Here is a 12,819-nt window from a genome sequence, read left to right on the forward strand (position 1 = left end):
GCGATCTAAAAAAGATCTAACTGACAGAGCCTAACACAGCTCGGGCTTCGCTCAAATTGAAATTATCATCAACCTTTAGGTAAGCCACTTTTTCCTCAACCACAACAATCGCTTCAACCACACCGGTTAATTCACTCAATTGTGCCGCCATATGTTGAGCATGTTCACGGTCATTAAATACGGCATTTAACGTATAGCTTTTTAATAACACGGGATTTTTCATGCCTAAGGTTAAAAATAACCACACGGCTATCAATACTAACCCTGCAAAAAATACTCCAGAAGCACCTAGATATTGATACGCACCGCCGCCAATCATACCACCACAAAACGCCCCTAAAAATTGGCTAGTTGAATATACGCCCATCGCTGAGCCTTTATCACCATTAGGACAAAATTTAGCAATTAAGCTTGGTAATGACGCTTCTAAATAGTTAAAGCCGGTGAAAAATAGCAACACTGCCACACTTAACACCCATAAATTGTCAGCAAATGCAGCCATTGATGCTAAGGCAATCATCAAAATCACCAGCGCAATTTGGAACATGGTTTTGGTGTTATTGCGTTTCACCCCAATCACAATTAACGGCACCATTAAGAAAAATGCCCCAATAAAAGCAGGGAAATACAACATCCAATGCTTTTCTTTAATCAATCCAGCGTCCACTAAATCAAGCGGTAATGCCACAAACACGGCTGTTAACACTAAATGTAGAATAAATATCCCGGCATCGAGCCTAAATAATTGCGGGTCACGCAACATGCGTTTTAGCTTTTCAGGCGCGGCAGTTGTATCACCTTTAGGTGCTTGGGTAACGGGGTTTGGCACAAACAATAAAACAATAAACATGCCGGCAATAGCCAATACACCAGTTAAATAAAACAAGCCGCTTAATCCAAGTGCTTGCGTAGCAATTGGGCCTATCAGTAACGACAAGGCAAAAGATAACCCAATACAAATACCAATAATGGCCATGACTTTGGTGCGCTGTTCATCACGGGTTAAGTCTGCTGCAAGTGCTAATACCGCAGCAGCAATCGCCCCCATACCTTGTATGGCTCGTCCAAGCACGACGCCATAAATCGTATCAGACATCGCAGCCACGACACTACCAATAGCAAATAACACCAAACCAATTAGAATGATGGGCTTACGGCCATACTTATCAGACAACATTCCCATTGGAATTTGTAACATGGCTTGGGTTAAGCCGTATGCACCAATTGCGATACCCACCCAAAGTGGTGAAAAACCTTCGAGATGCTGACCATAAAGCGCAAATACGGGCATGATCATAAAAAGTCCCATCATGCGCAAGCCAAATACACTTGCTAATGACGCGGCGACTTTTTTCTCAACTCCTGACAGTCCATTACTGGCCATGAAATTGCCTTTTCTACGTTAAAATTTAAAGAGCGCATGTTAGCACAGCGAAAGAACTAAGCTCAAAAGGAAATCACACTTTGCTTATAAAGCAGTGATTGATATTCATCATGTTGATAATTTAATCGCATTGCGTTCTGTTTGTCGCAAATCAACCTCACAAAAACCCGTTTATGTTTCCACATTTGGCTGACTCGATTGCCTTAATCGGCAACTAAATTGTGCTAAAACCATCATTAAAACTGTGCGATACTGCCCTATTATGTTTGGTACTAGAGTGAAGAGTGTTCGATGGACAAAATTGAAATACGCGGAGCAAGAACTCACAACTTAAAGAACATTGACTTAACTATCCCGCGGGATAAGCTCATTGTGATTACCGGCTTGTCAGGGTCAGGAAAGTCCTCTTTAGCGTTTGATACATTATATGCTGAAGGACAACGTCGTTATGTTGAGTCGCTTTCTGCCTATGCGCGTCAGTTCCTTAGCTTAATGGAAAAGCCCGATGTTGATCATATTGAAGGCTTAAGTCCGGCGATTTCAATCGAGCAAAAGTCCACCTCTCACAACCCACGCTCCACCGTGGGCACGATTACCGAAATTTACGATTACCTCAGATTATTATTTGCCCGCGTTGGTGAACCTCGATGCCCGACTCACGGCGCACCACTTGCTGCACAAACGGTCAGCCAAATGGTCGATAAAGTATTAACTCTGCCTGACAGCAGTCGCCAAATGCTATTAGCGCCAGTGGTTAACGATCGTAAAGGTGAGCATGTAAAATTACTTGAAAGCCTGTCAGCTCAAGGTTACATCCGTGCCCGTATTGACGGTGAAGTGTGTGATCTAACGGATCCTCCAACCCTTGACTTACATGTAAAGCACACCATTGAAGTAGTCGTTGACCGCTTTAAAGTGCGCGCGGATCTCAAGCAACGTTTAGCGGAGTCTTTTGAAACCGCACTTGAACTGTCGGGCGGTATTGCAAAAATCGCCTCTATGGATGGCAGCGATGAAGAAGAGTTAGTGTTTTCAGCTAACTTCGCCTGTCCGGTGTGCGGATATTCAATGGCCGAGCTAGAGCCACGGATATTTTCTTTCAATAACCCCGCAGGAGCATGTCAAACTTGTGATGGTTTAGGTCACCAGCAATTTTTTGACCCTGAACGGGTAGTCACTAATGATGATTTGTCACTGGCAGGTGGCGCGATTCGAGGTTGGGATCGTCGTAACTTTTATTACTTTCAAATGCTCACATCCTTATCTGAGCATTATAAATTTGATGTTGAGCAACCTTATGCCAGCCTCAGCGATAAAGTGAAAAAGATCGTCTTATTTGGCTCAGGCAAAACGAAAATCGCCTTTAAATACGTCAATGACCGTGGCGACGTAGTGATACGTAATCATCCGTTTGAAGGTATTTTAAATAATATGGATCGCCGTTACCGCGAAACCGAAAGTAACTCGGTACGTGAAGAGCTATCTAAATTCATTAATATGCAACCCTGTAACAGTTGTGGCGGCTCACGCTTACGTGAAGAAGCCCGTAACGTGTTTATTGGCGACCTTAACCTGCCTACCTTAACCACATGGTCAATTGGTGAAGCTAAAGACTATTTCGACGGCGTCAGCTTTGAAGGCCAACGGGCGCAAATTGCTGAAAAAATCTTAAAAGAAATTAGCGAACGCTTAGGTTTCTTAGTCAATGTCGGGCTTAACTATTTAAGCTTATCACGCTCAGCTGACACCTTATCTGGCGGTGAAGCGCAACGTATTCGCTTAGCCAGCCAAATTGGTGCTGGGCTCGTTGGGGTGATGTACGTGTTAGATGAGCCTTCAATTGGTTTGCATCAACGTGACAACGAACGCTTACTGCAAACGCTAATTCACCTTCGTGATTTAGGTAACACCGTCATTGTGGTTGAGCACGATGAAGATGCGATTCGCATGGCTGACCACGTGATTGATATTGGTCCTGGTGCAGGGGTTCACGGCGGAGAAGTGATTGCAGAAGGTACGTTAGATGACATCATTAATTGTCCTAATTCTGTCACTGGGCAATATATTTCTGGCACCAAGCAAATCCACATTAGCGATAACCGCACTAAAATCGACACCAAAAAAGTCATTGAGCTAAAAGGTGCGAGCGGTAATAACCTGAAAGATGTCGACTTAACCATTCCTGTTGGGCTATTAACTTGCGTCACTGGGGTGTCAGGTTCGGGTAAATCGACACTCATTAACGACACCTTCTATAAAATTGCTCACCGTGAATTAAACGGTGCCACCGTGGATGAACCTGCACCGTATAAAAGCATTAACGGCATGGATAATTGCGACAAAGTTGTCGAAATAGACCAAAGCCCGATTGGGCGTACCCCTCGCTCAAATCCGGCCACTTACACCGGTATTTTCACCCCAATCCGTGAATTATTTGCTGGTACACAAGAGTCGCGCACTCGCGGTTACCAAGTAGGACGGTTCTCGTTTAATGTTAAAGGCGGTCGCTGTGAAGCCTGCCAAGGTGATGGCTTGATTAAGGTAGAAATGCACTTTTTACCTGACGTTTACGTGCCGTGTGATTCATGTAAAGGCAAACGCTATAACCGCGAAACCTTAGAGGTCAAATACAAAGGCAAGAACATTCATGAAGTGTTGCAAATGACGGTTGAAGACGCGCGCACCTTCTTTGATGCGATTCCATCTATTGCCCGTAAATTGCAAACCTTAATGGATGTCGGCCTGTCGTATATTCGCTTAGGCCAAAGTGCAACCACCTTGTCTGGCGGTGAAGCGCAGCGGGTTAAACTTGCAAAAGAGCTGTCTAAACGCGACACAGGCAAAACCCTGTATATTTTAGATGAACCGACAACAGGCTTGCACTTTGCCGACATTCAACTGCTGCTTGAAGTCCTGCATCGCTTGAAATCACAAGGTAATACCATTGTGGTAATTGAGCATAATTTAGATGTCATTCAAACTGCCGATTGGATTATTGATCTTGGCCCTGAAGGCGGCCAAGGTGGCGGCGAGATATTAGTCACAGGCACACCTGAAGATGTTGCCAAACACAAAACCTCGCACACGGCTCGCTTCTTAAAGCCGATGCTAGCACTACATAAACAGCGGGCTAAAAGTAAAAAGTAGTCTCAAGTACGCAGTTCACTTAATGAACTCAAACATTAACCGTGGCGTATTGAACTAACGCAATAGTTTCAACCCATAACCTTAACCAATGCCAGTGACTGTAACCAGCTCATTGGCATCAAAAACAGACGCAAGATGAAAGGCTTAATAGCGACTATGCTTAATGCAAGTTGCTTAGCCTGACATCATTTTGGAGCGTCTTTGCCCGATTACCATTTATTGCCTTGGTCCACATTCCTTATTCTTGCAATGTTATTACTGGCCAGTGCATGCAGCAGCCAATATCAATGCAAACAACCCTTTGAGCACCATTGGGTTAACCTAAAACAGCTTCAAACCGATGTTGAAATACTGAGCGCCGACAACATGGCGGGACGTAAAACTCAAACAATGGGGTCAATCAAGGCACAAACCTACCTTAGTCAACGCTTTAGCCAAATCGGCTTACAACCATGGTTAACTCAACAAGCCCAACAAGCTCAACAAGCCCAACAAGCCCAACAAGCCCAACAAGCCCAACAAGCTCAACAAGCTCAACAAGCTCAACAAGAACACCACACCATTTATCACAACAATACAGCCGCTGCGTTTAAACAATCTTTTAAGTTTGATTATCAATTTAGTCGTCTCATCGGGGTTAACCTTGTCGCGGTAAGTCCAGCCAAGCAACCGTCTCATCGTTGGCGGGTAATCACCGCTCACTATGATCATTTAGGGCAGCGGGGGCATAAGATTTTTAATGGCGCCGATGACAATGCATCGGGTGTCAGCGGCATGCTGGCTATCGCCAAACAATGGCCTCAAATGCCGATAAGTAAACAGGTAAATTTGTTGGTGGTTGCTACCGATGCAGAAGAGTTAGGGCTTCATGGTGGTTATGCCATTGTGCAGCGTATTATTGAACAACAACACATGCACGTAGAACTGGTGCTTAATCTCGATATGATAGGTCACGCGCCTCGATCTAACAGTATCTACATTGCAGGCGATAACAATATCATCGATTTTAGCTCGCTAAAGTGGCAACTTTATCAGCAAAACAATCTGTGTATTGCCACTAAACGCGGCATTTTAAAAAATAGTCGTTTGCATCGCGTTAACTGGTTACGCGCCTCTGATCACTACCCATTTCATCAGGCGAATATCCCATGGGTTTACCTTGGCGTACCGCCTCATAAACATTACCATCAAACCACGGATACTGCTGATACGCTTAACTATTGGTTCATGGCAGCCGTTATTGAGTCAGCGATATTAATACTGGATGCCAAGCCACAACCGCGTAAGAATAATCAGTAAATTACATCATGATTTAATACTTTAGAATTCACCTAAACACCCCATTTTACTATCAAAAATCAGGCCAGCTTTAAACAAATAAATGTTTTTTTATAGTCAAATGCGATAAAGATTGCTATAATATCGCCCTTTTTGAAACGGGAAATCGACACGGGGTTGATTTTCTGTCTGTGAAACTCAAGCACGAAACTTTATCTCTCGTGCATACCCACAAGGCTACAACTCAATGTCATCCGATGAAAGAACTTTCCGCGAACTTGGTTTATCCGAGAATTTGCTTCGTGCCCTTGACGATCTAGGTTACGAAAAACCAACTCCTATTCAAGCTGCTAGTATCGATCCACTCATGGAAGGGAAAGATATTTTAGGCCAAGCACAAACCGGTACGGGTAAAACAGGTGCATTTGCACTGCCATTACTTAACAGTGTTGACCAAAAGCTGAACGCACCTCAAGTCCTTGTGCTTGCACCTACTCGTGAACTTGCTGTTCAGGTTGCTGAAGCATTTGGTAGTTATGCCAAACACATGAAAGGCTTCCAAGTACTCCCTATTTACGGTGGTCAAAGCATGCATCAACAACTTAGTGCGCTACGCCGTGGCCCACAAGTGGTGGTTGGTACGCCTGGTCGTGTAATGGATCACATGCGTCGTGGTACGTTAAAACTTGATACGCTTAAAGCATTAGTGCTTGATGAAGCAGATGAAATGCTAAAAATGGGCTTCATCGACGACATCGAATGGGTACTAGAACATAAGCCAGCTGACAGCCAATTAGCCCTTTTCTCTGCAACCATGCCAGAGCAAATTAAACGTGTGGCTAACAAGCATTTATCCGATCCTGTTCATATCAGTATCTCTACGACTAACTCAACTGTTAAGTCTATCGACCAACGTTTTGTTCAAGTGTCTCAACACAACAAACTTGAAGCGTTAGTACGTGTATTAGAAGTTGAAAATACTGAAGGTATTATCATCTTCGTTCGTACTCGTAACAGCTGTGTCGAATTAGCTGAAAAGCTAGAAGCACGTGGTTATGCATCATCACCACTACATGGTGACATGAACCAACAAGCACGTGAACGCGCCGTTGACCAACTAAAACGCGGTAAATTAGATATTCTAATTGCCACAGACGTTGCAGCTCGTGGTCTTGACGTTGACCGTATCGGACACGTAGTTAACTACGATATCCCGTATGATTCTGAGGCTTACGTTCACCGCATTGGCCGTACAGGTCGTGCTGGTCGTACTGGTATGGCTATCCTTTTCGTAACAAACCGCGAAATGCGCATGTTACGTACCATTGAGCGTGCGACGTCAAGCCGTATTTCGCCAATGAAAGTCCCTAGCCCTGAAACCGTTGCAGAGCGTCGTTTATCTCGTTTAGGCGAGCAAATCCAAGAAACCATTAATGGCGACTTAGATTTCATGAAAAACGCCGTTGCTCAGTTATGCCAACAACTAGAAATCGACACCGATATACTGGCTGCTGCATTACTGCAACAAGTTCAAGCAGAGCGTCCATTACAACTGCCTGCTATTCAAGAACGTCAACGTGACAACCGTGATGACCGTAGTCGTGATCGTGGTGAGCGTGGTGAGCGAGGAGGTCGTGAACGTGGCGGTCGTCCTGTACCGACTAGCTTCGGTAAGCCAGACGGTCTTAAAGACAACCCAGACGTTAAAATGAACCGTTATGTCATCGACGTAGGTCGTGACAACGGTGTTGGCGTAGGTAACATTGTTGGTGCTATTGCTAACGAAGCGAACATCGAAAGCCGCTTCATTGGTCAAATCCAATTATTTGATCAAGTGACTACCGTTGATTTACCAGACGGTATGCCAAAAGACGTACTTGGACACTTAAGAAAAGTGCGTGTTTGTGGTCGTCCATTAAACATTCGCGAAGCAGAAGGTGAAGCCTTCCCTGAGCAAGGTCGTAGCCGTCGTCCTCGTGGTGACCGTAATGACCGTCGTCCTCGTGGTGACCGTCCATCTGGCGATCGTCGTCCTCGTGGTGACAAACCCTCTGGTGACCGCCGTCCACGTAAACCACGTGACAGCGAATAAGCTAACCGCTTAATCAATATTGAAAATGGAGCCTAATGGCTCCATTTTTTATGCTTGCTTGTCAGTTGTCGTGACGAGGTTACTCAGTAACCATGAATTTCCCCCACGGCACATTCAGCGCCATTGCAACTCAGAACATTACATTACCGCAGCAATTGAAAACAGAGGTTTTAGCTAACAAAAACGATCAATTAGGTTAAATTTTTTGATGATTTCAGCGATGATTGTTCTGATATTCAAAAAGCCTATTTCAAGCCGCCTTTCCCGTGGCAAAGGCTTAGATAACAGGTAAAATAGCCGCCATTAATACTCCCCCTACCTTTCTTCAGAGGAATACTCGTCATGAGTCTTGCCGATTCTGTTTTAGCCGTGAATAACGATTTACCCATCCGTACTGATAAACCCGTACACAGCGGTAAAGTCCGCAGCGTTTATTGGTTAACCGACGCTGACAGCCGTCGTTTAATTGAGCAAAAAGGGTATGAGGTTCCTGCTGATACGCCATTAGCAATTATGGTGATCAGCGATCGTATCTCGGCATTTGATTGTATCTTCCATGGCGAAGATAACTTGCAAGGTATTCCGGGCAAAGGCGCAGCATTAAATGCTATTTCAAATCATTGGTTTACACTGTTTGCAGAAAACGGCTTAGCCGACAGCCATATTTTAGATATCCCGCATCCATTTGTGTGGATTGTTCAAAAAGCGCGACCTATTAAAGTCGAAGCCATCTGTCGCCAATACATTACCGGTTCAATGTGGCGCGCTTATGAAAAAGGCGAACGCGAGTTTTGCGGTATTACTTTGCCAGAAGGGTTAACTAAAGACCAAAAACTGCCAGAGCTATTAATTACGCCGTCAACCAAAGGTATTTTAACCGGCATTCCGGGAGTACCAGCACAAGATGACGTAAATATTAGCCGCGCAGATATTGAAGCGAACTTTGCCGCATTTGGTTTTGAGCAGCCATCTGACATCGACCTTTATGAGCAGTTATTAAAACAAGGCTTTGGGGTTATTTCAGCAGCGTTAGCCAAACTTGACCAAGTGTTTGTTGATACTAAATTTGAATTTGGTTATGTCACCGACCGCAACGGTCAGTCAAAACTCATTTACATGGATGAAGTCGGTACGCCTGACTCTTCACGTATATGGGACGGCGCAGCCTATCGCGACGGCAACATTGTTGAGAACTCAAAAGAAGGTTTCCGTCAATTCTTGTTAAACCATTTCGACGACGCTGATATTTTGCTGAATAAAAACAGAATGCCAGAACGTGAAGCACTCGCTCGTGATAACGCCCTGCCATTAAATGCAATGATGAATGTGTCGAACACCTATACTGGTGTCGCTGAAAAAGTAGCGGGTCATAAAATTGAATTATCCGCTAACCCTAAAGCTGACATCATCGCTATTTTAAAACGCGATTATGATTTAGTAGACTAATCAGTTTATTAATCGCATAAAAAAGGATGGCTGATAGCCATCCTTTTTTGTGGTTCCTTGTAACAAAAGCGGCAAACTCGGTTAATTTAATGGGTACTTAGCCGCTTGGTTTTTAGCAGGTAACGTCGACAACATAAATTGGCGTAAGTCTTGATTAGACTGCTTTAAATCCTCTGCACGTAAGTACATCATGTGCCCACTGCGATAACCTTTAAATTGTAACCGCGACTGCATTTTACCGCTCGGGTCGAGTTGTCTTAGGCTGTATTTAGCATCAAAGTAGTTAGTCGCACCGTCATAATAACCGGATTGGATCATCACATTTAAATACGGGTTTTGTGCCATCGCTTGGCGCAAGTTACGTCCTGCATTATTGTTAGTGCGATCCCACGGATAAACATCGCCAAACATGTTGTACTTCACGTCTGTCACGTAATTTAACTCATCGCGTAAATAGGCATTAATTGCGGGAGTGAACGAATGCAACCACGAGGTAAGCTCCGCATTATAGTCAGGGCGCTCACCAATATTTTGCTCATCAATCCCTAGATAACGTGAATCAAGACGCCCCAAGGTTTTACCTTTATCTCTTAATAACGCTTTCCAGTAATAACTTGGCGCGATATCTAAATTGGCATCCAATACGGTTTGTACATCTAAACCAGAATAAAGCGCCACTTGCTCAGCAATGGATTGCTTTTGCTGCGGTGAAATAAATCCGCCCATCGCAAGCGCAGGCAAATAGTCGTTAATGGTAAAGTCTTCAACTTTTGGCAGTAATTCACTTAAATCGAGCTGTTGCAGCGCGGGCGATAACGCTTGGTGATGCCACGCTGTTGCAGCAAAATACGGTAAGCGGTTAGCGGCTTTCACAATGCCTTTTCGCTCAATACCTAAGTCCGTTGGCGACACTAACACCACACCATTAAGGTACATCCACTGCCTGTTTTGTAATTCTAATGCTAAGCCTGACACCCGTGTGGTGCCGTAGCTTTCACCAATTAAATATTTTGGTGAGCGCCAACGCTCATTGCGCGTCACAAAAGTATTTAACCATTCCGCTAGATATTTAACGTCGGCATTCACCCCAAAAAATAACGCTTGTTGTTTGTCTTTGCTTGGCATCTTGCCGTCTTTATCAGGCAACACTCGCGAGTACCCCGTATTCACAGGGTTAACGTACACAATATCAGCGACATCAAGTACTGAATGGGGATTTGTTTTCACCCCATAAGGTTGTAACGGATAACCTTCGTCATCCACATTTAAGACCTTAGGGCCGGTGTAAGCAATGTGCATCCACACCGAAGCAGAACCAGGGCCGCCGTTAAACGACATCAATAACGGTCTCGCAGCGCGGTCTTTAACATTATCGCGTTTATAGTATGTATATTGCAGCGTGGCGATAGGTTCACCCAACGCATCCCACACAGGTTGTGTACCTGCAGTCACGGTGTAAGACACATTTTTACCGTTAATTTTAGTCTTATGCTCGGTTACAACCGACTGGTCTATTGGAATATGACGCCCAAATGAACTTGCTGATGCTTGCGCCGAAGACGCTGCAATACTTGGCAATGACAGTCCCGCTAAAGGCAGAACAATCAACAAGCGAAGAAAATAGGATACTTTCATGCGAGTCTCTTATTGTTAGTGTGAGTTTTTCGACTCCAGCATAGATAAGCACCACGCAATTAACAATATCGTCAATGACACAAATCGTAAGCAAACATAACCAAGACGTTAGCCCAAAACTAAACTGTTATTAACAGGCTTACTTGCGACGAGTGTTTGTTCGCCATCATTAAATTAGCACTAAATAAAATCAGCTAGATATTAGGTTTATATCGGCAACCTAAACCTAACACAGATAATGCGACACAGAACCATAAAAAAGCCCCATTAAACGTTTGGTTTAACGGGGCTTTAAAATAGTAATTTTAATAGCTTACATTATCGCTTTAAATCCATATGCGACAATTAAGTGCTAACAACGGCATCGATTAACGCGGTTAACTGGCCAAGGTGATAACACCAAGGTCTGTGACCATTAAGAAATTAGTTACCTGCAATCTGCATTTCGTTTAGCAAAATGCCGCCAGTGCGGATAGATGAACGTAAGTCGCGATCGCTTGCGACAGCTTGTACGCCCATAAACATATCTTTTAAATTACCTGCAATGGTGATCTCTTCTACTGGATATTGAATTTCACCGTTTTCAACATAAAAACCCGCAGCTCCACGAGAATAATCACCTGTTACTGCATTTACACCTTGCCCCATGACCTCAGTAACAATTAACCCAGTGCCCATGGCTTTAATTAACTCAGCAAAGGTTTGACCGCTGTCTTTTAAGGTCCAGTTATAAATGCCACCAGCATGGCCGGTGTTAGTCATACCTAATTTACGTGCCGAATAACTGGTTAATAGGTAGGTGGCTAAACGACCATCTTCAATAATATTGCGCTGTTGCGTTGCCACACCTTCGCTATCGAAGTTAGCACTGGCAAGCCCTGATAATAAATGAGGTTGCTCTTGAATATTAAACCACTCAGGAAACACTTGCGTACCGAGTGAATCAAGCAAAAAACTCGACTTACGATACAAACTACTGCCGCTAATCGCACCAATAAAGTGGCCAATTAATCCAGTGGCTATTTCAGGTGAAAACAATACTGGTAATTTAGTGGTGGCAATTTTACGCGCATCTAAACGGTTAAGGGTTTTTTGTGCAGATTTAATTCCTACGGCTTCTGGTGAGAGTAAACCATTGAATTGACGTGATACGGTATAGTCATAATCACGCTGCATATTGCCGTCTAACTCCTCACCAATGACCACACAACTCAAACTGTAACGTGAACTGCAATAGCCACCTAAAAAGCCGTGGCTGTTACCGTATACTTTCGCGCCGGTGTGCGCATTGGCACTCGCGCCGTCGGACGCCTTAATACGTTCACTCACATCAAGCGCTGCAATTTCACTGTCGATAGCCAGTTGAGCTAAGCCTTGAGCGTCAATATCATGAGGGTGATACAGCTCAAGCTTACGAATGTCTTTGGCCATTAACTCTGGATCTGCCAAGCCACTAAAAGGGTCTTGCGACGTATATTTAGCAATATCATCCGCCGCTTTTACTGCTTGTTTAATGGCTTGCGATGATAAATCTGAGGTCGATGAATTCCCTTTTGCACCGTCACGATACACGGTAATACCTAATGCACCATCTTTAGTAAATTCAACAGTTTCAACTTCTTTATCACGGGTTGAAACAGATAAACCTTGTTGTTTGCTGATCGCCACTTCTGCTGCAGACGTGCCAAGTTGCTTGGCATATTCTAACGCCTCACTAACCGCCGCCTTTAAAGCCGGTAACTGACTGTCAATACGTGTTGAATTGCCGCTAGATGCAGGCGATGAAGTTTGATGAGAAGCCACAAGAATACTCTTTGAAAAATCGGATGGGCACTAG

General features: G+C 44.1%; 7 protein-coding genes. 4 read left to right on the forward strand and 3 right to left on the reverse strand.

Annotated features, from left to right (window positions below; genetic code table 11):
* Positions 1-16: 16 nt before the first annotated feature.
* Positions 17-1,384 carry an MFS transporter gene (locus G3R48_RS12300; RefSeq protein ID WP_153665023.1) on the reverse strand — a complete coding sequence of 456 codons (1,368 nt, stop codon included), beginning with the start codon at positions 1,382-1,384 and terminating at the stop codon, positions 17-19.
* A gap of 291 nt (positions 1,385-1,675) precedes the next feature.
* On the opposite strand from G3R48_RS12300, the gene uvrA reads away from it, so the two are divergent.
* The 4 genes from uvrA to G3R48_RS12320 all read left to right on the forward strand — a co-directional run bounded on the left by uvrA (position 1,676) and on the right by G3R48_RS12320 (position 9,347).
* Positions 1,676-4,531 carry an excinuclease ABC subunit UvrA gene (gene uvrA / locus G3R48_RS12305; RefSeq protein ID WP_153665025.1) on the forward strand — a complete coding sequence of 952 codons (2,856 nt, stop codon included), beginning with the start codon at positions 1,676-1,678 and terminating at the stop codon, positions 4,529-4,531.
* Between the two features lie 201 nt (positions 4,532-4,732).
* A complete protein-coding gene (locus tag G3R48_RS12310; RefSeq protein ID WP_153665027.1) occupies positions 4,733-5,830 on the forward strand; it encodes a M28 family peptidase in 1,098 nt (365 codons plus the stop codon).
* 226 nt (positions 5,831-6,056) lie between these two features.
* Positions 6,057-7,901: a DEAD/DEAH box helicase gene (locus G3R48_RS12315; RefSeq protein WP_153665029.1), complete on the forward strand. Its 1,845-nt coding sequence runs from the start codon at positions 6,057-6,059 to the stop codon at positions 7,899-7,901.
* 342 nt (positions 7,902-8,243) lie between these two features.
* Positions 8,244-9,347: a phosphoribosylaminoimidazolesuccinocarboxamide synthase gene (locus G3R48_RS12320; protein ID WP_153665031.1), complete on the forward strand. Its 1,104-nt coding sequence runs from the start codon at positions 8,244-8,246 to the stop codon at positions 9,345-9,347.
* Between the two features lie 81 nt (positions 9,348-9,428).
* Here G3R48_RS12320 and G3R48_RS12325 read toward each other — a convergent pair whose 3' ends face one another.
* Entirely contained in the window at positions 9,429-10,982 is a 1,554-nt protein-coding gene (locus tag G3R48_RS12325; RefSeq protein ID WP_153665033.1) for a S10 family peptidase, read from the reverse strand.
* A gap of 423 nt (positions 10,983-11,405) precedes the next feature.
* Positions 11,406-12,785, reverse strand: a complete 1,380-nt coding sequence (gene pmbA, locus G3R48_RS12330; RefSeq protein WP_212593340.1) for a metalloprotease PmbA — start codon at positions 12,783-12,785, stop codon at positions 11,406-11,408.
* Positions 12,786-12,819 lie beyond the last annotated feature (34 nt).

Origin of the sequence: Shewanella intestini, from assembly GCF_018221465.1 — a bacterium.
In the GTDB taxonomy this organism is placed as follows: Bacteria; Pseudomonadota; Gammaproteobacteria; order Enterobacterales; family Shewanellaceae; genus Shewanella; species Shewanella intestini.